Origin of the sequence: Rhizobium sp. BK008 (assembly GCF_014197345.1) — a bacterium.
Classification (GTDB): Bacteria; Pseudomonadota; Alphaproteobacteria; order Rhizobiales; family Rhizobiaceae; genus Rhizobium; species Rhizobium anhuiense.
The window spans coordinates 17,379-39,224 of record NZ_JACIFK010000002.1; the positions used below are offsets into that span (position 1 = coordinate 17,379).

A 21,846-nucleotide genomic window follows, 5' to 3' on the forward strand; every position below is an offset into this window, starting at 1 on the left:
GGCAGGCGCATCCCTGAGAGGAGCCACGACCTTGCTTCCGGGCGTTTCTGGAATGACCACTATTTCGCCTCTGCCATCTTTGCCTGGATCTGCTTCATGCCGTCCTCGCCGCCGATCTGGCCGGAGATCAGGCCCTGGATGACCTGGAAGTAGGTGTCGAGTACCGGGCCGGGCAGATAGACGCTCGGATTGTAGCCGACGCCGCCGGCGGCAGCCGCGAAGATGTCCTTCAGCACGGGCGTCGGCGGCTCGACGCCCGGGATTTCGCGCGGATAGATCATCGTGCTTGCCGGATCCTGCGCGCGCTTCTTCATCACCGCATCGGACAGCATGAAGTCGATCCATTTCATCGCGAGTTCCGGCTGTCTGGAGTTGACCGGCACCAGCCAGCTCCAGCCGACGCCGCCGGTCGGTATCGCCGCACCCTTGATGTCGGAAGGCATGGGCGCGTAACCGGCATTGGCGAGGTCATAGCCGGCCTTGCGGGCATTGGCGGTGAACCACGGGCCGGCAACGAACATCGCCGCGCGCTTGTTGAACCAGAGGCGGGAGGCTCCATCGAGATCGAGGCCGGCCATTTCCTTCCTGATGTCGCCCGCCTCGACCAGCTTCTGTAGCCGGACGGCGCCGGCGGCGACCGAAGGATCGTCCCAGGCGATTTCGCGGCGTAGCGCCTTGCCGATCACCTCTTTACCGCTCGCCGATTGTAGCAGATTGCCGAAGAGGTGGCCGGCACTGCCGGTGGTACGCGGGCCGATGGCGATCGGCTGCAGACCGGTCTCACCGATCGATTTCAACAGTGCTTCGAACTCGGTCCAGGTCGCCGGAATCTTCCAGCCGGCCTGCTCAAAAATATCCTTGTGATACCAGATGCCAAGCGCATCGAGGCCATCGGGAACCTCGTAGATTTCGCCGCCGAACTGGCCCTTCAGCTCGGTGTAGAGCCAGGGATAGATCTGGTCCTTCCAGCCGCGTTTTTCATATTGCTCGGTGAGCGGCATGACCTGCTTGGCGTTCTTGACGACGCTGATGCGGCCGATGCCGGAGTTGGTGAGGATCACGTCGGGGCCGGCGTCCGACTGGATGGCCGCCTGCACCGCGCCGTTGCTGATCGTCCCGGTCGGCGGCATGAATTCGACGGTCACGCCGAGATTGGCCTTTTCGAAATCGGCCTTGATGCCGTTCCACAGCTGGGCCACCAGCGGTTCGGTGATCTGTTCCGGACCCCACATTTTCAGGGTTTCGGCATGCGCCAGCGAACTTGCGGCGATCATCGCCGCCAGTGCCGTGCTGCGGGCAAGAAATTTCAGCATTGCTCCCTCCTCCGGCCGCTCCACGGCCACGTTTTTCACTTGTCGAAAAGGAGACCTCCCTCTCCTTCGCTCCACTGGCATTTCATCCGGCTAACGCGCTGGATTTTCCCTCTGAAACCGAGCCATGACGGCCTGCTGGACGTCGCTGATATGAGCGTGCATCAGGGTCTTTGCGCGGGTAATGTCGCGTGCCCGGAACGCCTGCAGGATCTGATCGCGCTCCTCGGCCGCCCTCTCGGCCAGATCGCGGCTCTCGTTGGCGATCGAGCGGCAAATCTGGATCTGCAGCGCGAGCCGCGCCAGCGTTTCGATCAACGGCGCGCTTCCCGAAAGCTCGGCGATGGTCTCGTGAAACTCCTTGTCGCGAATGCCGTAGGTCTCCATGTCGCCGCGGCGAAGTGCCGCCACCGCCTCATCGAGGATGCGCTCGAAACCGGCGATGTGCCGGTCGCTCATCTGTGGAACGGCGAGCTCGACGGCGAAGCATTCAAGCGTCTTGCGTAGATCGTAGAGATCGTCGATCTCCTTCGGCGTGAAGCTGCGCACGAAGAAGCCGCGATACGGCTTGATCTCGATCAGCCCTTCCTTGGCGAGCGTGCCGATCGCTTCGCGAAACGGTGTGCGGCTGACCTGCAGGCGCTCCGTCAGTTCCTTTTCATCGATCGAGACGCCGCTCGGCAGCTCGCCGGAGACGATCAGGCGAACGATTTCCTCGTAAATCCGCTCGCGAAGGGTGAGGTGGCGCGGTGCGTTCATGGTCTCCATTTCCGTCTGGCATTCGTGATTTGAGTATGCAATATACGAAAGAATATACAATATGGAAAATACAAAATCGGGAATTTTATCTAGAGAATGTCGGAGATCGATCAAAAGGGAGGAAAACCAATGGGAAAGGTCTATATCGTCGGCACTTGCGACACCAAGGGTGCTGAACTGAGCTACGCCAGGGAGGTGGTTCTTTCGGCCGGAACCGAGGCTGTTCTGGTCGATGTCGGCACGCTTAGGGAAGGCACCGGCGCCGATGTCCAGGCGCGTGACGTCGCCGCATTTCATCCTGAGGGCGCTGCGGCCGTGCTCGGGCAGACCGATCGGGGAGCGGCGGTTTCGGCCATGGCCAAAGCGCTGACGGCATTCCTGAAATCGCGCAACGACATCGGCGCCGTGCTCGGCCTTGGCGGCACCGGCAATACCGCGCTGGTGACGGAGGCGATGCGAACGCTTCCGATCGGCCTGCCGAAACTGATGGTCTCGACGGTCGCCTCGGGCAATGTGGCGCCCTATGTCGGCCCGAATGATCTCACCATGATGTATTCGGTCGTCGACATCGCCGGCTTGAACGCCATCTCGCGCAAGGTAATCGGCAATGCGGCAAATGCGGCGGCCGGCATGGCCCGCAACCCCATCCCCGTCTCCAGCGATGATCGGCCGGGCATCGGCATGACCATGTTCGGCGTCACCACCTCCTGCGTCACCCAGCTCCGCGAAATGCTCGGCAAGACGCATGAAATCTACGTCTTCCATGCGACCGGCGTCGGTGGCCAGTCGATGGAGAAGCTTGCCGATTCCGGTCTGTTGCAGGGCGTAATCGATGTGACGACGACGGAGGTGCCCGACCTTCTCATCGGTGGCGTCTTTCCGGCGACCGAGGATCGCTTCGGCGCCATTATCCGCACCGGCCTGCCCTATATCGGCTCGGTCGGCGCCGTCGATATGGTGAATTTCGGCGCGCGGGACACCGTGCCGGCGCCCTTCCGCGACCGCAGGCTGCACGTCCACAATGCACAGGTGACCCTGATGCGCACCACCCCGGAGGAAAACCGCAGGATCGGCGCTTTCATCGTCGAGCGGCTCAACCGGATGCAGGGTCCGGTCCGCTTCCTGCTGCCGCTTCAGGGCGTTTCGGCGATCGACGCCGCCGGTCAGCCATTCCATGATCCCGAAGCCGACGAGGCGCTGTTTTCTGCCATTCGTGGCGGCTGGCGCGAGGCGCCGAACAGGCGCCTCGTCGAGATAGACGCCCATGTCAACAGTCCGGAATTCGCCACGGCACTCGTTGCCGGCTTCCATGAGATCCATGCCTGAGGAGAGAGTTTTGACCCGCATCGACAGAAACGACATTCTGAGCAAGCTTCGCCGCAAGATCGCCGAAGGCCTGCCGATCATCGGCGGTGGCGCCGGCACCGGCCTTTCCGCCAAGAGCGAAGAGGCCGGCGGCATCGATCTGATCGTGATCTATAATTCCGGCCGCTACCGCATGGCCGGCCGCGGCTCGCTTGCCGGCCTGCTCGCCTATGGCAATGCCAACGAGATCGTCAAGGAGATGGGCCGCGAGGTCCTGCCGGTCGTGCGCCACACGCCGGTGCTTGCCGGCGTCAACGGCACCGATCCTTTCATGCTGCCCGATCACTTCCTCGACGAGCTGAAGGCAATGGGTTTTGCCGGCATCCAGAACTTCCCGACCGTCGGGCTGATCGACGGCACGTTTCGCGCCAATCTCGAAGAGACCGGCATGGGCTTCGATCTGGAAATCGACATTATCGCCCGCGCCAACGCCAAGGACATGCTGACGACACCCTATGTCTTCAGCAGCGAGGACGCGATCGCGATGACCAAAGCCGGCGCCGACATCGTCGTCTGCCATCTCGGCCTGACCACAGGCGGCGCGATCGGCGCTGAAACGGCGCTGACCCTCGATGGATGCGTGGAGAAGATCAACGAATGGTCGGATGCCGCAAGGTCGATCCGCGACGACGTCATCGTGCTCTGCCATGGCGGGCCGATCGCCATGCCCGCGGACGCGGCCTATGTGCTTGCACGCTGCAAGGGTTGCAACGGCTTTTACGGCGCGAGTTCGATGGAGCGTTTGCCGACCGAGGTCGCGATCAGGGCGCAGGTCGAGGACTTCGTGAAGATATAGGCGCGGCTTGGACCGGCCGTACACCAGCTGCCGGTGCCTCCATTGCCAGCGCCGGCAGCGACATTATGGCATGACCATCGCGTCGCGGGTTTCCCTGGAGCCAAGGATCTCGTCCAGCTGCCCGACAAGAACACGGCTGCCCTCCACGTCGGAAGCCATCCTGGAGAAGAGCTCCGCCATGCCGCGGAAGATGGTCGCCGCCGGATCATCTTCTCCCAGGAAATCGGCAATCTCCTGCATTTCGGCGACCCATCGATAGGCTTTCGGGTACATGTCGGGAATGGATTTCGACAGCTTGCGGTCGACGTCGGGAAGGCTTTCGGAGAGTTCGGCTTTCAGGCTTTCGGCAGCACCCAACGCGATGCGGCAAGCAGCATGGCAGTGCCGAGGCCGATAAATCCCTTGTTGATGCCGGCATAACACATCTTCAGTGCCGAGGCGGCGCCGAGCGGTCCGTCGAGCCTGCGGATCCTGAGGCCGCAATCATCAAGCAGCCGGCTCCGCTCGGCACGATCGCCGCTGATATAGATGGTCGGACCTGATTTGCCGGGAACCGGCGGCCCGCCGATGATCGCGCCATCGAGCACCTCCACGCCGCTGCCGTCGAACCGTGCCGCCAAAGCCTGCATGGTTTTTGGCGCAATCGCGTTGAGGTCGATGAAGGGCGGCGGCGCCGGCATCCCCGACGATATGGCCGCGACGAATTCGGCGACCTTGATCGCCTGCGCCGGCGGAACGATCGACAGGATCAGCTCGGCCTTTGTCAGCTCCTGGCGTCCGACCGGCACCATGCCGGCTGCCATTGCCCGCGCAATCGTCTGCTCGCTTCTGCCCTCGAGATGGGTCAGCACCGTGGCGCCGCGGTCGATCAGCCGTTTGGCGACAGCACTTCCCATCGCACCCGATCCGATAATCGCAAAATGCGGCATGTGAACCTCAATAAGTGACGACATCGGGTTAGAACTGTTGCTGATGGCCATATCGTCAACTGCGACGATTCAGCCGGAGGTCCCGTTCTAAGCAAATGGCGGTTTTGCGAGGGCTACCGTTGCGAGGCCTTTCCTTGACATTCGTCAATGCCGCGACGGTTGAGACCGGTATGATCGGCGCTATCATTCGCATTCGAGGATATGGATTTCAATGTATCGAACAATCATCTGCGGCATCGGCACGGGTTCGAGGCAAACGGCAATCCGGCTTTTGCGCCGGGCTGCGGCATTGGCGGATGAAGGCGGAAGCATCGTCGTCATGCATGTCATCGAGAATATCCCGCGCCGTCACCTGACGGAGCTTCCCGAGGCATTCGAAACGACCGCCATCGTCGACGCCGAAAAGAAACTTGCATCGCTCTGTAAGGAAATGGGGATTTTGGCGACGATCGAGGTTCGCATCGGCATTGCCGCTTCCCAGCTCGTTTCCGTCGCAAGGGAGAAGTCGGCCGATCTCATCCTGCTGTCGTCGCATGTGACCGATATCACCGACTACGTCTTCTCCTCGATTGTCGACAAAGTCGTGCGCCACGCCGGGTGCTCGGTTCTCATCGATCGGCGTTTAGATCACGCATATGAGGGCGCGGCGTCTCAAGCCGAAGACGTGGCATTGCTCTAATCTCCACTGCGCCAGCGTGACCGCAGTGGCTTTATCGCGTTGATATCGCCCGGGCGACCAATTTCCCCTCCCCGGCGGCGGCCCGGCAACCTATATCATCCCCAAGCCAACCAGCAGTATTTGCTGCCCTCAGGAGATATGTATGAGCCAGGATCCCTATGAGCTTCTGGGCGTGAAACGGGATGCGACGCAAAAGGATATTCAAAGCGCGTTCCGCAAGCTCGCCAAGAAACTTCACCCCGACCTCAACCCCGGCGACAAAAAGGCAGAGGAGCGGTTCAAGGAAATTTCAACCGCTTATGAGATCTTGAGCGACGAGGAAAAACGCGGGCGTTTCGACCGCGGCGAGATCGATATTTCAGGCGCCGAGCGGGCGCAGCGCAATTATTACCGCGACTATGCCTCGAAGAGCGGCCCTGGCGATCCCTACCACAACAGTGCCGGCTTTGCCGATTTCGGCGATGCCGACGATGTCTTTGCCAACTTCTTTTCACGCCGGGCCGGAGGCGGCCAGAGCCGTGGTCGTGGCCGGGACCGCCAATTCTCGATGGAGGTCGATTTTCTCGAGGCCGTCAACGGCACCAGGACCGAGGTCAAGCTTCCTGGCGGCCCAACGCTTGACGTGCAGATCCCGCCGGGAACGCGCGATGGCCAGACTTTACGGCTGCGCGGCAAGGGCGAGCCGGGGATCGGAGGCGGTCCGGCGGGTGATGCCCTGATCGAAATCCGTGTAGGCCCGCACCGCTTCTTCACGCGAGACGGCGACGATATCCGCCTGGAACTGCCGATCTCGTTCAATGAGGCCGTGCTCGGCGGCAAGGTTCGTGTGCCGACGCCGTCTGGGCCGGTCAATCTGACGCTGCCGCCGCATTCGAACACCGGCAAGGTCCTGCGCCTCAAGGGCAAGGGTGTTGCAAAACGCAGCGGCGGACATGGCGACGTTTATGTCTCCCTGAAGATCGTGCTGCCTGACAATCCCAACGAGCGGCTGACGGACCTGGTGAAGGAATGGGCGACGACAAACTCGTATGATCCGAGAAAGAACATGGAGGCTTGATCATGGATGATCTCGAATTCAGTCTTTACTTGAAAATCGACATCGACCAGCTCGACCTCTGGATCGAACAGGGTTGGTTGATCCCCGAGACCTCAGGCGGCCAACGGCAATTTCGCGACGCCGACGTCGCGCGTGCACGGCTGATCCTGGACCTCATGGGAAACATGGGCGTCAACGAAGCCGGCGTCGATATCGTCATGGAGCTGGTCGACGAGTTGCACGGCCTGCGAGGAACGATGGGCAGGCTGCTGACCGCCATCGGCAGGCAGGAGCGGGATGTTCAGCGCCGGCTGTTCGACAGCCTTGAGGAAATCGACAGATTTTAACGGGCGCCAGGCGACCCGCCGCCTCCCCGTTCCTATGCTGTGTACCAGTAGCGGACGATGTGGAAGAATAGCGGCGCTGCGAAGGTAATGGAATCCAGCCGGTCGAGCACGCCGCCGTGGCCCTCGATCACATAGCCCCAGTCCTTGGCGTTGAGGTCGCGTTTGATGGCCGAGAGCACGAAGCCGCCGAAGAAGCCCGCGACGACGATGACCGTGCTGATGGCCGCCGCCTGCAGCGGTGAGAACGGCGTCAGGCGATAGAGCAGCGTTCCCACAAGGATGGCCGAGGCGCCGCCGCCGAAGAGGCCTTCGAGCGTCTTCGATGGACTGATGTTCGGCGAGAAGCGATGCTTTCCCAGGAGCTTGCCCCAGACATACTGGAAGACGTCACTGAGCTGCACCACGATGACGAGATAGACGAGAAGAAGGGCGGATGGCGTACCGGTCTGCAGCATCAGAAGTGCGGGAGCATGGCTGATCGAATAGACCGTCAGCATCAATCCCCATTGCACCCTGGCGGTCCGCGCCAGGAATTCGTTGACGTCGCCCGTCAAGGTCGCCACCGCCGGCAGGATCAAGAAGGCATAGACCGGGATGAAGATCGCAAACAGGCCGTACCACGCTGTTCCGAGCAACAGGTAATGAAGTGGCAGGACGACGAAGAAGGACAGGAACAGCGCCAGGTGATCGCCGCGCCGCGATGGCGTCAGCGTCCAGAATTCGCGAAGCGCCATGAAGGACAGGAATGCGAACAGGACGACCACCGCGGTATCGCCGAGCAGAATCGCGCCGCCGAATATCGCGACCATGATCCACCATGAGCGAATTCGGGCATTGAGATTGTGGACGGTAGCGACGGATCCGGGCTCGGTCGCCCGCCGCTGAAGGGTGAAGCCAATGGCCGAGGCGACCGCCAACAGGCCGAGGATCGCGGCAAGCACGATGGAGAAATGGCTGGTCATGCGATGCGCTCTCCGTCTGCTAGCTCGATGACCGCGGCACGGGCGCGGGCCAGGAACGCGTCTTTTCCTTCGCCCGGTTCGACGCGCAGCGGCTTGCCGAAGCGCGCCGTGCAGGTGATCGGGACGATCAGCCAGCTTCCCTTGGGCAGGATGCGCTGAAGATTGTCGAGATGGATGGGCACGAGATCGACATCGGGGAAACGGCATGCAAGGCGATAGATGCCGCTGCGGAACGGAGCGATCTCATCGCTGCCGCTTCTCGTGCCTTCCGGGAAGATCAGGACTGAGCGCCCCTCATCAAGCAGGCGCTCGACCGGCGCCAGCGGGTTGCTGTCGGGCAGAGGCTTGCGGTCTATCAGGACGGCGCGCAGGCCTTTCTCGGCGATGAAACGGCGAAAGGCGGTCGTTCCCCAATAATCGCGCGCCGCAACCGGATGGGTCAGTCGTCGCACCGGCCACGGTAGGGCGGCCATGACGGCGACGGTGTCGACATGGCTGTTGTGATTGGCGAAATAGATGCGGCGGCGGGGGTCGGGCGAACAGCCCCGCCACTCGCTGCGGGCGCCGACCACGATGCGGACGAAGAGCACGAGAAGGCGACGGATGAGTGCGATCATAATCTCTCCAGCGAGCGGGCAAGTCTTATCGTGCGCGTGGTGCAGGTGACGAGGCTTCCCGCCGCGATGATGACGGAGGCAAGGAGCAGCGACCAACGGCTGGTGGATATCAGCGTCTCCACGCTCTGGGCGACGAGGCCCGCCGTCAGTACCGCCATGCGGCGCTGTTTGGCCATGATGCCGCTGAAGTCCTGGGGAAGGCCGACCGCTCCTCCGAAGACCCTGATATAGGCGGTGAGTGCCGCAAGCAGCGCAGCCAGCCAGCCGAGCCAGGCAAAGCCGCAGGCATAACCGGCTGCGACGAGAAGCAGGCTGTCGGCGATCCGGTCGGGGAATTCATTGTAGAGCGGCCCGCTCTTGGTTTTCTTGCCGCCTTCGATCGCGACCATGCCGTCCAGCAGATTGCAGACGAGCCGCATCTGCACCGAGATCGCGGCGCAAACCATGGCGATCGGATGGGCCGTGAAGAGGATGAGCGCCGCGCCGAGGCTGGCAAACAGGATCGAGAAAAGCGAAATGCCGTTTGGCGTGACACCGGTGCGTGCCAGCCACGCACTCAGGCCGATCGCCCAGGACGACGACCGGCTCGCGATCGGCCGCCGCGAGGCGTCTTCTTCATCACCCATTTCAATTTCCCCGACCCGATAGTTCTATGCATATCCTGCCGGAGTCGTCGCGCCAAGCCCCTGTAGATCCTGCTCGGCAAGCACGGTGGCGCCGAGCGTGCAGCCTGCCATGCCTCGTTTTTTCAGTCAGGTCGCGGTGGCCGATCAGCCTGATTTTTAAGCCCATTCGCGGCTTGACACATTTTTAGGCGCTACTATGATTTTTGAACCAAATGGTAAAAAAGGGGAACAATCAATGACCAAAGATATCCTGATTTCACGCCGGGCAGTGATCGCATCCGGCATTGCGCTTGGGGTCAGCGGCTTTGCCCCGCTGGCAAGAGCGGCCGCGCCGCTGAAAGTTGCCGGCATTCATGCCTCGCCGGTTGAAAATGCCTGGAACTCCTGTCTGCACAAGGCCCTGCAGGACGCGGCCAAGGAAGGCGTTATCGAATATGTCTTCTCCGAAGGTGTTTCCGGCACCGATTATCCCCGCGCCATGCGCGAATATGCCGAACAGGGCAACAAGCTGATTATCGGCGAGGCCTATGCGGTGGAGAAAGAGGCCCGGCAGGTCGCGGCCGACTATCCCGATACCGCCTTCGTGCTGGGTTCGAGCGGCGAGCAGGCCGGCGATAATTTCGGTGTCTTCGGCACCTGGAACCATGACGGCGCCTATCTTGCCGGCATGCTGGCGGGCAAGATGACCAAGTCGAATATCGTCGGTTCGGTCGGCGCTATTCCGATCCCCGAGGTCAACATGCTGATCAACGCGTTCGCGGCCGGCGTCAAGGCCGTCAACCCGGAGGCAAAACACCTCGTCGCCTTCATCGGCACCTTCTTCGATCCGCCGAAGGCCCGCGAAGCCGGTCTTGCCCAGATCGACGCCGGCGCCGACATCCTGTTCGGCGAACGTATCGGTACCGCCGATGCCGCCAAGGAACGCGGCATCAAATCGGTCGGCTCGCTGATCGACTATACGCCGCGCTACCCTGACACTGTGTTTGCCAACGCCATGTGGTATTTCCGCCCGATCCTCAACGCTGCGATCGCCGATGTCGCGGCCGGAAAACCGGTCGGTCGGAACTACACCTCCTACGGCCTGATGAAGGAAGGCGGCAGCGATATCGTCTTTGTGAAGGGCGTGGCGCCCGCCGATGCGGAGGCTGCGATGGAAGCCAAGCGGGCGGAGATCAAGGCCGGCACCTTCGAGGTTCCGAAGATGATGGACGAGCCGAAGTAATTCGACTCATGCAAAGCGATGCGACCGACCTGGCGGCAGCGATCCGGCATGGCAAGCTGAGCGCTGCCGAGGCGATGCAGGCTTCTCTTGAGGCCGCTGCGCGGCAGGCGGCGCTCGGCGCGCTCGCCTATCTCGATGCCGCCATGGGCCTTGCCTCGGCGGACGACCGCGACCGGGAGCGGCGGAGCGCGCCGGATCGCTTTTCCATCAGGCCCTTTGCCGGTGTGCCGAGTTTGGCGAAAGATCTTGGCGGCCCCTTCGCCGGGCTGCCGGTCACCGCCGGTTCCCGTCTCTTCGAAAGAAAGGGCGGCGAAGCGGATTCCGATCTGGCTGCTCGTTTCCGCGACGCCGGCTTCTGCCTGTTCGGCCTGACGACGAGCCCGGAATTTGGGCTGTCGCTTGCCAGCGAACCGGCGATCGGGCCTCTCTGCCGCAACCCGCTCGATCCGGCCCGGACCGCGGGCGGCTCCTCCGGCGGTGCGGCGGCTGCGGTTGCCGCCGGGATCGTTGCGATCGCACATGCCACCGACGCGGGCGGCTCGATCCGTGTGCCCGCCGCCTGCTGCGGCCTCGTCGGAATGAAGCCGACGCGCGGCGCCATCCCGGGCGGCCCCTCCTTTGGCAACCACCTCGCCGGTATCGCCAGCGAACTCGCGGTCTGCCGTTCGGTGCGGGATACGGCGCTGATATTCGACGGGTTGGCCGGCGATTCACGAGGACCTTTTCCGGACCCCTCCTCTGTCGATAGCAACGACGGTCGTTTGCGAGCCGGCCTGCTGGTTGATACTGGGCCGGTCTATCCGACGGAGGGTGATCGGCTCGCAGCCGTCGAGGATGCGGCTCGTGCGCTCGAGAATGACGGACACCTGATCGTTCCGTTGAGCTGGGCCGAGTTCGAAGGAAGCGTCACGTCAAGCGGCCGCGCCTTCGCCGATATCGTCTCCGCCAACCTTGCGGCGCTCATCGAGGCGGCGGCTCTGGATGAAAGCAGGGCCGAGCCTCTGACGCAGGCTTTTGCTGCGCGCGGACGAGGGCTTTCGGTCACATCGCTCTGGAACACGCTGAACGAGGCCGTTCTGGTGAGCCATAAGCTCTGGACGCTGTTCGACAAGGTCGATTGCATTCTCATGCCGATGCTTTCGTCTGCGCCTCTTGCGATCGGCTCCTTTCCGTCCGATCATACCGACACGGATCTGCATCTCGAGCGGATGACGGCCTTTGCGCCGCTTGCCTGCCTCGCCAATATTTCGGGTTTTCCTGCTTTGACGCTGCCTTTCGGACAGGATGAGCACGCCCTGCCGCTGCCGGTGCAGATCATAGCGCCGATGGGTCACGAACCGCGCCTGCTGTCGCTTGCCGCACGCTTGGAGTCCGAGGGGCGGTGGCAGCATCGGTTTCCCGTCGCGGGACTGCCGTCATGACCGGGCCGGTGCTGGAGATCACAGGCGTCAGCAAGCGTTTCGGCGCCAATCTCGCCAATGACGATATTTCCATGACTCTTGCCAAGGGTGAGGTCGTGGCGCTGCTTGGCGAGAACGGTGCGGGCAAGACCACGCTGATGAGCATCCTTTTCGGCCATTACATGCCGGATGCCGGCCGAATTCTGATCGAAGGCAGAGAGGTGCCGCAGGGCAAGCCGCGCGCGGCGATCCAGGCCGGCGTCGGCATGGTGCATCAGCATTTCTCGCTCGCGCCCAATCTGACCGTTCTCGAAAATGTCATGACCGGCACGGAAAGACTGTGGTCCTGGCGCTCGGGAACTTCCGCGGCGCGCAAGAAGCTGCTTGATATATCCGAGCGCTTCGGCCTCAAGGTCGATCCGGATGCGCGCCTTGGCGACCTGTCGGTCGGTGAGCAGCAACGCGTCGAGATCCTCAAGGCGCTCTATAACGATGCCCGCATCCTGATCCTCGACGAGCCGACGGCGGTGCTGACCAATATCGAGGCCGAACGACTGTTCACGACGCTGAGGGAAATGGCCCGCCAGGGCCTTTCGTTGATCTTCATCTCGCACAAGCTCGACGAGGTGATGGCAGCGGCCGACCGCATCGTGGTCTTACGCGGCGGCAAGATGGTCGCCGAACGCAAGACGTCGGACACCAGCAAAGAGGAACTCGCCGAACTGATGGTCGGGCACCGTGTGACGCGGCCCGTGCGCGAGCCGTCGACAGCCGGCGCCATTGCCCTCGAAGCGGCCGATGTGACGGTGCGCAGCGGCGGCGTCGATCGGCTGAAGTCGATCAGCTTCCGGCTGCATGCGGGAGAAATCCTCGGCATCATCGGTGTTTCGGGCAATGGTCAGGCGACATTGGCGCATCTTCTCTCCGGCATGCTGGCGCGCAGCGCCGGCGACCTTCTGCTGTTCGGGGAAGCCGTCGGCAATCTCGGTGTCGCCGATGTCGTCGACGCCGGCATCGGCCGCATTCCCGAGGATCGCAACGAGGAAGGCGTGATCGGCGAAATGGCGATCTGGGAAAACGCCGTGCTGGAGCGCATCGCCTCATCGGCCTTTTCGCGCCGTGGTCTCGTCAATCGCAAAGCGGGCATGGCCTTCGCCAGGGAGATCATCGACGGATTCGATGTCCGCGGCGGCGGCCCGGCCATTCGCACCCGGCTGCTCTCCGGCGGCAATATGCAAAAGCTCATTCTCGGCCGCAACCTGCATCGGCGGCCGCGGATCCTGATTGCGGCGCAGCCTGCGCGCGGTCTCGATGAAGGGGCGGTGGCAGCCGTGCACGCCCGCTTGCTCGAAGCCCGCAGGCAAGGGACCGCCGTGCTGCTGATCTCCGAAGACCTCGACGAGGTGATCGCGCTTGCCGATCGCATACAGGCGATCGTCGGCGGCCGGCTGTCGCCGCCCGTCGAGGCTGAAGACGCCGATGCGCGCAGGCTGGGGCTGATGATGGCCGGCGAATGGCAGCAAAACCCAGAGGCCGGCCATGCGATTTGAGCGCCGCGAACACCGTCCGCTTTCCCTGCTGATCGTCATGCCCGTCATCGCGGTGATCGCAGCCCTGGCGCTTTCGGGCATCCTGATATCAATTGCCGGCGCGCCCGTGCTCGATGCCTATTGGCGCATCCTGACCGGTGCTTTCGGCTCGCGGCTGTCGGCAACCGAAACGCTGACGCGGGCAACGCCGCTGATGCTGACCGGGCTTGCCGCGGCCGTCGCCTTCCGGGCACGACTCTGGAATATCGGCGCCGAGGGCCAGTTCTATCTCGGCGCCATCGCCGTTGCGGCGGCAAGCTCGAAACTGCTCGGCAATCTTCCCGCCCCCATTCTCATTCCATTGCTACTGCTGATCGGCGCCATTGCCGGCATGGTGCTGATCCTGATCCCGCTCTGGCTCAGGCTGCGCTTCTCGGTCGATGAAGTCGTCACCAGCCTGCTGTTGAACTTCATCGCCGTGCTCTTCGTCTCGATGCTGATCGATGGCGTTCTCAAGGATCCGCTCGCCTTCGGCTGGCCGCAGTCGCAATCGGTCAGCGATCACGCCATGCTGCCGAAGCTGATCGCCCGTTCGCGCCTGCATATCGGCTTTGCGATCGCAATCGCGCTGGCGATCCTCGTCCATTTCATCCAGTCGCGCACCGTGTTCGGCATGCAGTCGCGCGCGGCCGGCCTCAATCCGGGCGGCGCTGTTTTTGCGGGCGTGCCCCTCGGCAGAACGCTGGTGAAGGTCGCCTGCCTCTCCGGCGGGCTTGCAGGGTTGGCAGGAGCGATCGAGGTGATGGGGGTCAAGGGTTACGTGACGACCGACCTGTCGCCCGGTTTCGGCTATGCCGGTATCGTCGTCGCCATGCTCGCCAACCTCAATCCACTCGGCGTCGTCTTTGCCGCCATTTTCACCGCCACCATGTTCGTGGGCGCCGATGGCATGAGCCGAGGCCTCGGGATCCCGACCTATATCGCCGACGTCACCGTGGCGCTGTCGCTGCTGACGATGCTGATCGCATTGTTCTTCACCCAATACAGGATCCGGCGATGATGCAGCTCTTCGACATCATCGCCTCCGCTGGGCTCTGGGCGGCAATCCTGCGGATCGCCACACCGCTGATTTTCGGCACGATCGGCGCCCTGCTCTGCGAACGGGCCGGCGTGCTCAATCTCGGCATCGAGGGCATCATGACCTTCGGCGCGATGATCGGCTGGCTTTCCGTCTATCACGGCGCCGATCTCTGGACGGGCCTGCTGATTGCCGCCATTGCCGGCGGCGTCTTCGGCCTGCTGCATGCGGGCCTGACAGTGACGCTCGGCCTCTCCCAGCATGTCGCTGGTCTCGGCGTCACCCTCTTTGCCTCCAGCTTCAGCTATTATGTCTTCCGGCTGATCGTGCCGCTTGCCAATACGCCGCCCACCATCGTGCCGTTCCAGCCGATCGCCATTCCGGGTCTTTCGACTCTGCCTTTCATCGGGCCAGCCTTCTTCACGCAGACGGCGCCGACCTATCTCGCGATCGCCATCGCCCTACTGATGGCCTACATCATCTTCCGCACGCCCGTTGGGCTTGCGATCCGCATGACCGGTGAAAATCCGCATGCGGCGGAAGCGCAGGGCGTCAATCCGATGAAGGTGCGCTATGGCGCGGTGATTGCCGGAAGCGCACTGATGGGAATGGGCGGCGCCTTCCTGACCCTGTCGGCGTTCAACAGCTTTTTCCCGACCATGGTGCAGGGGCGCGGCTGGATCTGCATCGCGCTCGTCGTCTTCGCTTCCTGGCGGCCCGGTCGCGCGCTGTTCGGCGCCCTGCTCTTCGCTTTCTTCGATGCCTTCCAGCTCCGGCTGCAAACCGCGCTGAGCGGGCTTGTACCCTATCAGCTCTTTTTGATGACGCCCTATATCCTTTCCATTGCCGCCCTTGCCGTCATGGCCCGCCGCGCCCGCGTACCGCAGGCACTGATGCAGCCCTATCGTCGCGGCGAACGCTGAACCACTTCTGTCCAATGAGGCTCCGATGTTCGATCTGATCGTCAGAAATGCAAATCTCCCTGATGGCCGAAAGGGCGTCGATATCGGCATCCAGGGCGGCAAGATCATCGCGGTCGAGCCCAATCTCCAGGCGCAGCCGAGGGAAGAAATCGACGCGTCAGGCCGGCTGGTCAGCCCGCCCTTCGTCGATCCGCATTTCCATATGGACGCGACCCTGTCGCTCGGCCTGCCGCGCATGAACCTATCCGGCACCCTGCTCGAGGGCATCGCGCTCTGGGGAGAGTTGCGCCCGATCGTGACGAAGGAGGAACTGGTCGATCGTGCACTGCGCTATTGCGATCTGGCGGTCACGCAGGGCCTGCTCTTCATCCGCAGCCATGTCGACACCAGTGATCCGAGGCTTGTGACCGTCGAGGCGATGATCGAGGTGCGCGAGAAGGTCGCGCCCTATATCGATCTGCAGCTGGTCGCCTTCCCCCAGGACGGTTATTACCGCTCGCCGGGGGCGATCGACGCGCTCAACCGCGCCCTCGACATGGGCGTTGATATCGTCGGCGGCATTCCGCATTTCGAACGGACGATGGGTGAAGGCACGGCGTCGGTCGAGGCGCTCTGCCGCATCGCCGCCGATCGCGGCCTGCCGGTCGATATGCATTGCGACGAAACCGACGATCCGCTCTCGCGCCATATCGAGACGCTGGCTGCGGAAACCATCCGCTTCGGCTTACAGGGACGCGTCGCCGGCTCGCATCTGACCTCGATGCACTCGATGGACAATTATTATGTCTCCAAGCTCATTCCGCTGATGGCGGAGGCCGAGATTAACGTCATCCCCAATCCGCTGATCAACATCATGCTGCAGGGCCGGCACGACACCTATCCGAAACGCCGCGGCATGACCCGCGTGCGGGAGCTGATGGATGCCGGGCTCAATGTTTCCTTCGGGCACGACTGTGTCGTGGACCCCTGGTATTCGATGGGATCGGGCGACATGCTGGAGGTCGGCCATATGGCAATCCATGTCGCACAGATGGCCGGCATCGACGACAAGAAGAGGATCTTCGACGCGCTGACCGTCAATTCGGCGAAGACGATGGGGCTTGAAGGCTACGGTCTGGAAAAGGGATGCAAGGCCGACCTGGTCATCCTTCAGGCGAGCGACACGTTGGAAGCGCTGCGGCTGAAGCCGAACCGGCTGGCGGTGATCCGTCGCGGCAAGGTCATCGCCCGCTCGGCGCCGCGCATCGGCGAGCTTTTCCTGGAAGGGCGCCCAGCCCGGATCGACGGCGGTCTGGATTACGTGCCTCGTTATTGAGGTGTCGTGGAGGCTACCGGCTTACCGGAGCAGCTTCCATCTGCGCCAAAACAAAAAGGGCCGCGCGCCTGACCGTCGCATCACATCGGGTTTTGCGACATCGCAAATATCATTCGCAAAACCATCGCTTCAATCGGGATTATCGCAACAGCTTGACGAATCAGCATCTGCTCGACAATTTTATTTCGGCGTGGCCTGCGCCTAACCTCCCAGACCTTCCCCAGCATGGTCTTGAACGGAGGCAAAGGGACTTTCGTCTCAGTCCGTTGTCTTGGTCCGATCGTTTCGGGCGGGTTGCTGGGGAACTGCGTCCGAGGCGTGAAAGGCCTGACAATGACGCAAAACGGAAATCTCAAACGCCTTGTACGTGCTCGCGCAGCCAAAACCGGCGAATCTTACACCGCAGCTCTTCAACATATCCGCCAACGACCGGACGAAGCCGTGATCCGTTCGATACGGATCGCTGTCGCCCAAACATCGCTGTTCAACGATCCTCGTGATATTTCGGCGCTCCGTGCCAGCGGAGTGGAAATGCGCCGCCTTATGGAGGAAGCGCATAAGACAGGCGCTCGCCTCATACACTTCCCCGAGGGAGCGACCTGTTCGCCAAACAAACGCATCATGTCTGAGAATGGGCCTCGGGAAATTGGCCCGTCCAATTGGACGCGCTGCGAATGGAGTATTTTGCGGGAGGAACTGGAGGCAACCAGAAAATTTGCGAGCGAACTTAAGCTATGGACGATATTCGGCTCCGTCCATCAGCTCACTTCGCCACATCGACCGCATAACAGTCTCTACGTGATATCCGATCGTGGAGAACTGGTGACACGCTACGACGAGCGTCTGCTATCGAATACGAAAATCTCTTTGATGTACTCGCCGGGAAAAAATCCGGTGACCTTTGAGGTGGATGGTCTCCGTTTCGGCTGCTCGATGGGCATGGAACTGCATTATCCGGAAATTTTCACAGAATATGAGCGGCATGATGTCGATTGCGTCCTCTTCTCCACCACAGGCGAGGCGCCTTCAGCGCCTTCACTGGCTTTCGCCGCGGAGGCATTGGGACACGCTGCAAGCAATTCCTACTGGATCAGTTTTTCAGCTCATGCGCCGCAGAGCCTCACGGTCCCTTCCGGAATAGCTGCGCCTGATGGGCAATGGGCGGTACAATGCCCCACAAGTGGGGAAGCTGCGATCGCTGTTACGACCATCAGAAATGATCCGGAGTCTCCCGCAAGACCTTGGCGGCGAAACGCCCGTGCCAACCTTTACACGCCACACCAGATAGATGGTGATCCGAGGAGTGACGGTCGCAACCTATTCTGACGAATAGGTATTGGTCAGCGGGGTGGTTTACCCGCTGACCTCCCGGTGCGCGGCAAGGAATTTTTCTGCCTTGTCGCGAAGATCCTGACTTTCGAACGCGGCAAAAGCCGGGACTTTTGCAGCACACGGGTAGCGGCACAGATGGGGGGAAGCGGAAACGGCTTTTGGACGAGCTCGTGACAGAGCTGACGTTGATACGATTGCTGATGTGTGGCCGGCCGTGTCGGCCCGACAGATTCGGTTGCCTAACAGCAAAAAGCGGGTACCGGGGCTTGGCAATAGCGTAAATGCGCCTACTGGCTAGTCCTTGACGTCACGGCCACCCGCAGGAGGCGCATGAATAGTTTCGTGTCGTCCGCAAGGCTGGAGCCGTCAACTCGCGCGTGTTTGATCCCATCCATTGCAGCCACAATGATATTGGCCAGTTGCGCGGGCGGGGCCTGCAGCGGTTCAAGTTCGATCTCATCGCTCTCCACGGCGGCTATCAAGGTCTGTGTCAGCATGCTTAATAGCTTAGTCCGCGCCTCGAGCGTGATATCCGCAGCCAAGGCCATATTGGCAGCAAACAGTTCTTCCGGATCGGCACTACCGCCAAAGGGGGCGATCAACTCCCGCTGAAAGACCGATATGGCCATTTCTATTCGATCAATTGCCCTCCCCTTGCCCTCCAGAACTGCTGCCACTTCATTCAGTGTCCGGGTATGCGCTCGCATTGAGCCGGCCCGAAACAACTCTTCTTTGCTGCTGAAGCTCAGGTAGAGCGAGGCGCGCGAGATTCTCGCAGCGCGCGCAATGTCCGCCATCGAGGTTTTTCGAAAGCCAAAGCGCACAAACACCGGCAAGGCGGCGTCCAAAATCTGCGTTATTTTTTGCTCGGCTTGCATCATGTGGGCATATTGACACTTTTGGTCCATGCTGTCAAAAGGACGATTAGACAAATATAGTATATGTGTCTAATTTGGTTGAGCCGCCCAGACGTGGTCACAAGGAGCTTCGATGAACACAGCGACGGACGACCCCACAACTGTAACGGTCTTGGTGACGGGCATTGGAGGGTTCCTCGCCGGGCACATCGGCTTGCAGTTGCTTGATCAAGGATATCGGGTTCGAGGCAGCCTTCGTCGCCTTGACAAGAGCGATGCCGTACAAAGCCAGTTTCGCGCGCAAATTCACAGGGATGCTCTTGAGCGCCTCAGCTTCGTTCAGGCTGATCTTGACAGCGACGATGGCTGGACTGCGGCTGTCGAAGGATGCAGCTATGTCATTCATACGGCGTCACCTTTCCCCCCGGGGTTTCCTGAAAATGAGGATGCGCTTATCCAGACAGCCCGTGACGGTGCGTTGCGGGTACTCCATGCGGCGCACCGCGCGCGCGTTAAGCGTGTGGTACTCACCTCCTCCATAGCCGCCACCAACCATGGCGACGGGAAGGCGCCTTTCACCGAAAAAAACTGGACAGACCCGGAAGGCCAACGGGCGACGCCCTACTACAAGTCGAAGACCCTGACCGAGCGGGCTGCCTGGATTTTTGCGCATGAGGTTGGCCTCGATCTGGCGGTCATCAACCCGAGCATGATTCTTGGGCCGTTACTCAGCGCGAATTTCGGGACGTCCGTGGGCCTGATCCATCATCTGATGACGGGACAATTCGAGGGCATTCCACGCTTCGGCTTCTCTGTAGTGGATGTGCGCGATGTCGCAGACGCTCACATTCGAGCGATGACCCATCCCGTGGCCAAGAGCCAACGTTTCATCGTCGGGGGCCGATTTTTCTGGCTCAGAGATTTGGTGGCCGTTCTTGCGGCTTCTTTCCCTGAGTACGCCGCCCGGCTTCCGTCAGGCGAAGTTCCCGATGAGGTCGTCAAGGCCATGGCGCAGTCGGACCCCAATGCCCGAATTATCGTTCACGAACTCAATCGAGATCTGAGTGTTAGCGCAGAAAAAGCCCAGCGTGTCCTGAACTGGCGCTCGCGCCCGGAGGAGGATGCCATACGCGCCAGCGCCCAAAGCCTCATCGACCTGGGATTGGTCCGCCGTCGGGGGGAACCGGCAATGTGATCACTATGCTCTGAAGCATTTCTACCGCGCATAGCGGTCGCCCGGTGAGGGATCGAGCGATCTCTCGTTTTCAAATGGAGAACACGCATGACAGTCTCGTTCGCCGACGCCCTTTCCACAACCAATGACGCCGACCTTCTCCGCGAAACTGAACGCGCCAGACTGCGCGCACTCGTTAGCGCGGATATTGTTCGGGCAAGACAGCTTCATGCTCCAGACTTTCAATTGATAACGCCGATCGGCGCAGCGCTTTCAAAAGACGAATACCTGGGTGCGATTGCCTCCGGACAAATCAGGTATTTGACGTGGGAGCCCGCCGAGATCGATGTGCGCCTATACGGCAGTGGGGCGGTCATTCGATATCGCGCCCAACTGGAAGTTATCTTCAGCGGCCACAAAGTCCCCCTCCATGATTATTGGCACACCGATGTCTATGAGCGTCGCGACGGGCAATGGATGGTCGTCTGGTCACAGGCGACCAGCGTCAGATAGCGGGAAGTCTTGCTGGCTGTGGCGAACGCTTTCCATGGATCGAGGCACAACTGTTCAAAGGACACCAACGGTGCGGGCGGGCCGGCTCTCAATAGAGGATGCCAACCGACGGCGGCCGAGGTGCCGCCATCAGTAAAAGAGGTCCGTCCAGGCACCACCTACAAAGACCGTTGATGTTGGTAGCCGATCGTTGGCAGGGGGCATTGCTGCAACTGTCCCAAGTCTGTGAATGACCGCTTCTGAATGTGGGGCGATCATTCCTGGACGTCTTACTTGGGTAGGAGCCGGCCACTCAAATGTCGCAAAAATCCCAGGCTTCGCGATAAAGTTGCCACCGTCTTGGCCCGGAGCCTATTTCTTCAAGGCCTCGTAGAGCGCCTTGGTTTCGGCGTTCATCGGATAGAGGCCGGGCAGCGGCACGCCTTCATCGATCCTGGTCATGATCCAGGCTTCCATCCGCTCCTGTTCCGGCGCTTCATCAAGCACGGCGTCGAGCATATCGGCCGGGATTAGCACCGCGCCGTCCTGGTCGACGACGATGATGTCGTCGGGAAAGACCGCCACGCCGCCGCAGCCGATCGGCTGCTGCCAGGCGACGAAGGTCAGACCGGCGACCGAAGGGGGGGCTGCGACGCCGCGGCACCAGACCGGCAGGCCGGTGTCGAGCACGCCGGCAAGGTCGCGCACCACGCCGTCGGTGACGAGTGCGGCAACGCCTCTCTTCTGCATGCGGGCGCAGAGGATATCGCCGAAGATGCCGGCCTCGGTGACTCCCATCGCATCGACGATGGCGACGCAGCCTTCCGGCATCGCCTCGATCGCAGCGCGCGTCGAAATCGGCGAGGCCCAGGATGCCGGCGTCGCGAGATCCTCGCGGGCCGGTACGAAGCGTAGCGTGAAGGCCGGACCGACGATGCGCGGCTGGCCGGGCTTGAGGGGAGTGGCGCCGCGGATCCAGACGTTTCGCAGGCCCTTCTTCAGAAGAACGGTCGTCAGTGTCGCGGTCGAAACGGTCTTGAGGGTTGCTATCGCTTCAGCGCTAAGGGCCATCGGTTGTCAGTTCCAATTGGGTTTCTG

General features: G+C 61.8%; 21 protein-coding genes and 1 pseudogene. 14 read left to right on the forward strand and 8 right to left on the reverse strand.

Going from position 1 to position 21,846, the window contains the following annotated elements:
* Positions 1-59 precede the first annotated feature (59 nt).
* Together FHT69_RS11595 and FHT69_RS11600 are read right to left on the reverse strand one after the other, a co-directional pair.
* On the reverse strand, positions 60-1,313 hold the full coding sequence (locus FHT69_RS11595) for an extracellular solute-binding protein (protein ID WP_097543977.1): 1,254 nt from the start codon (positions 1,311-1,313) through the stop codon (positions 60-62).
* A gap of 90 nt (positions 1,314-1,403) precedes the next feature.
* Positions 1,404-2,069, reverse strand: a complete 666-nt coding sequence (locus FHT69_RS11600; protein WP_063476151.1) for a GntR family transcriptional regulator — start codon at positions 2,067-2,069, stop codon at positions 1,404-1,406.
* A gap of 129 nt (positions 2,070-2,198) precedes the next feature.
* On the opposite strand from FHT69_RS11600, the gene FHT69_RS11605 reads away from it, so the two are divergent.
* Both FHT69_RS11605 and FHT69_RS11610 read left to right on the forward strand, forming a co-directional pair.
* Entirely contained in the window at positions 2,199-3,395 is a 1,197-nt protein-coding gene (locus FHT69_RS11605) for a Tm-1-like ATP-binding domain-containing protein (protein WP_183905399.1), read from the forward strand.
* Positions 3,396-3,405: 10 nt separating this feature from the next.
* Positions 3,406-4,230, forward strand: coding sequence for a phosphoenolpyruvate hydrolase family protein (locus FHT69_RS11610; RefSeq protein WP_210179974.1), 825 nt, complete (start codon positions 3,406-3,408; stop codon positions 4,228-4,230).
* A gap of 63 nt (positions 4,231-4,293) precedes the next feature.
* Here the strand turns inward: FHT69_RS11610 and FHT69_RS11615 are convergent.
* A pseudogene (locus tag FHT69_RS11615) lies at positions 4,294-5,210 on the reverse strand (DUF1932 domain-containing protein).
* A gap of 160 nt (positions 5,211-5,370) precedes the next feature.
* Here FHT69_RS11615 and FHT69_RS11620 point away from each other — a divergent pair.
* The 3 genes from FHT69_RS11620 to FHT69_RS11630 all read left to right on the forward strand — a co-directional run bounded on the left by FHT69_RS11620 (position 5,371) and on the right by FHT69_RS11630 (position 7,221).
* Positions 5,371-5,838 (forward strand): universal stress protein, encoded by a 468-nt coding sequence (locus FHT69_RS11620; protein WP_063476147.1) that lies wholly within the window; start codon positions 5,371-5,373, stop codon positions 5,836-5,838.
* Positions 5,839-5,980: 142 nt separating this feature from the next.
* Complete coding sequence (locus FHT69_RS11625) at positions 5,981-6,895, forward strand: DnaJ C-terminal domain-containing protein (RefSeq protein WP_063476146.1); 915 nt, start codon at positions 5,981-5,983, stop codon at positions 6,893-6,895.
* A gap of 2 nt (positions 6,896-6,897) precedes the next feature.
* Positions 6,898-7,221 (forward strand): chaperone modulator CbpM, encoded by a 324-nt coding sequence (locus FHT69_RS11630; RefSeq protein WP_063476145.1) that lies wholly within the window; start codon positions 6,898-6,900, stop codon positions 7,219-7,221.
* Between the two features lie 32 nt (positions 7,222-7,253).
* On the opposite strand, the gene FHT69_RS11635 is transcribed toward FHT69_RS11630, so the two are convergent.
* The 3 genes from FHT69_RS11635 to FHT69_RS11645 are packed head-to-tail and all read right to left on the reverse strand — an operon-like array spanning position 7,254 to position 9,426.
* Entirely contained in the window at positions 7,254-8,183 is a 930-nt protein-coding gene (locus FHT69_RS11635) for a phosphatidate cytidylyltransferase (RefSeq protein WP_047613185.1), read from the reverse strand.
* Positions 8,180-8,800 carry a lysophospholipid acyltransferase family protein gene (locus FHT69_RS11640; protein ID WP_063476144.1) on the reverse strand — a complete coding sequence of 207 codons (621 nt, stop codon included), beginning with the start codon at positions 8,798-8,800 and terminating at the stop codon, positions 8,180-8,182. Before FHT69_RS11640 ends, FHT69_RS11635 begins: the two co-directional genes overlap by 4 nt.
* Positions 8,797-9,426, reverse strand: a complete 630-nt coding sequence (locus FHT69_RS11645) for a CDP-alcohol phosphatidyltransferase family protein (protein ID WP_063476143.1) — start codon at positions 9,424-9,426, stop codon at positions 8,797-8,799. Before FHT69_RS11645 ends, FHT69_RS11640 begins: the two co-directional genes overlap by 4 nt.
* 235 nt (positions 9,427-9,661) lie before the next feature.
* Here FHT69_RS11645 and FHT69_RS11650 point away from each other — a divergent pair, with 235 nt between their 5' ends.
* The 7 genes from FHT69_RS11650 (at position 9,662) to FHT69_RS11680 (ending at position 18,219) form a co-directional block, all read left to right on the forward strand.
* Positions 9,662-10,648, forward strand: coding sequence for a BMP family protein (locus FHT69_RS11650; protein WP_063476142.1), 987 nt, complete (start codon positions 9,662-9,664; stop codon positions 10,646-10,648).
* 8 nt (positions 10,649-10,656) lie between these two features.
* Positions 10,657-12,069 carry an amidase gene (locus tag FHT69_RS11655; protein WP_183905400.1) on the forward strand — a complete coding sequence of 471 codons (1,413 nt, stop codon included), beginning with the start codon at positions 10,657-10,659 and terminating at the stop codon, positions 12,067-12,069.
* Positions 12,066-13,598: an ABC transporter ATP-binding protein gene (locus tag FHT69_RS11660; protein WP_063476140.1), complete on the forward strand. Its 1,533-nt coding sequence runs from the start codon at positions 12,066-12,068 to the stop codon at positions 13,596-13,598. The genes FHT69_RS11655 and FHT69_RS11660 overlap by 4 nt, the downstream gene beginning before the upstream one ends.
* Entirely contained in the window at positions 13,588-14,637 is a 1,050-nt protein-coding gene (locus FHT69_RS11665) for an ABC transporter permease (protein ID WP_063476139.1), read from the forward strand. Before FHT69_RS11660 ends, FHT69_RS11665 begins: the two co-directional genes overlap by 11 nt.
* On the forward strand, positions 14,634-15,578 hold the full coding sequence (locus FHT69_RS11670) for an ABC transporter permease (protein WP_063476138.1): 945 nt from the start codon (positions 14,634-14,636) through the stop codon (positions 15,576-15,578). The genes FHT69_RS11665 and FHT69_RS11670 overlap by 4 nt, the downstream gene beginning before the upstream one ends.
* Positions 15,579-15,603: 25 nt before the next feature.
* Complete coding sequence (locus FHT69_RS11675; RefSeq protein WP_063476137.1) at positions 15,604-16,893, forward strand: amidohydrolase family protein; 1,290 nt, start codon at positions 15,604-15,606, stop codon at positions 16,891-16,893.
* 333 nt (positions 16,894-17,226) lie between these two features.
* On the forward strand, positions 17,227-18,219 hold the full coding sequence (locus tag FHT69_RS11680; RefSeq protein WP_082849748.1) for a carbon-nitrogen hydrolase family protein: 993 nt from the start codon (positions 17,227-17,229) through the stop codon (positions 18,217-18,219).
* A gap of 293 nt (positions 18,220-18,512) precedes the next feature.
* Here FHT69_RS11680 and FHT69_RS11685 read toward each other — a convergent pair whose 3' ends face one another.
* Complete coding sequence (locus FHT69_RS11685; protein ID WP_088930365.1) at positions 18,513-19,106, reverse strand: TetR/AcrR family transcriptional regulator; 594 nt, start codon at positions 19,104-19,106, stop codon at positions 18,513-18,515.
* 109 nt (positions 19,107-19,215) lie between these two features.
* On the opposite strand from FHT69_RS11685, the gene FHT69_RS11690 reads away from it, so the two are divergent.
* Together FHT69_RS11690 and FHT69_RS11695 are read left to right on the forward strand one after the other, a co-directional pair.
* Positions 19,216-20,277 carry an SDR family oxidoreductase gene (locus FHT69_RS11690; protein WP_063476134.1) on the forward strand — a complete coding sequence of 354 codons (1,062 nt, stop codon included), beginning with the start codon at positions 19,216-19,218 and terminating at the stop codon, positions 20,275-20,277.
* An 87-nt stretch (positions 20,278-20,364) separates the two neighbouring features.
* Complete coding sequence (locus FHT69_RS11695; protein WP_063476133.1) at positions 20,365-20,769, forward strand: nuclear transport factor 2 family protein; 405 nt, start codon at positions 20,365-20,367, stop codon at positions 20,767-20,769.
* 351 nt (positions 20,770-21,120) lie between these two features.
* On the opposite strand, the gene FHT69_RS11700 is transcribed toward FHT69_RS11695, so the two are convergent.
* Positions 21,121-21,819: a ribonuclease activity regulator RraA gene (locus FHT69_RS11700; RefSeq protein WP_063476132.1), complete on the reverse strand. Its 699-nt coding sequence runs from the start codon at positions 21,817-21,819 to the stop codon at positions 21,121-21,123.
* Between the last annotated feature and the right edge of the window lie 27 nt (positions 21,820-21,846).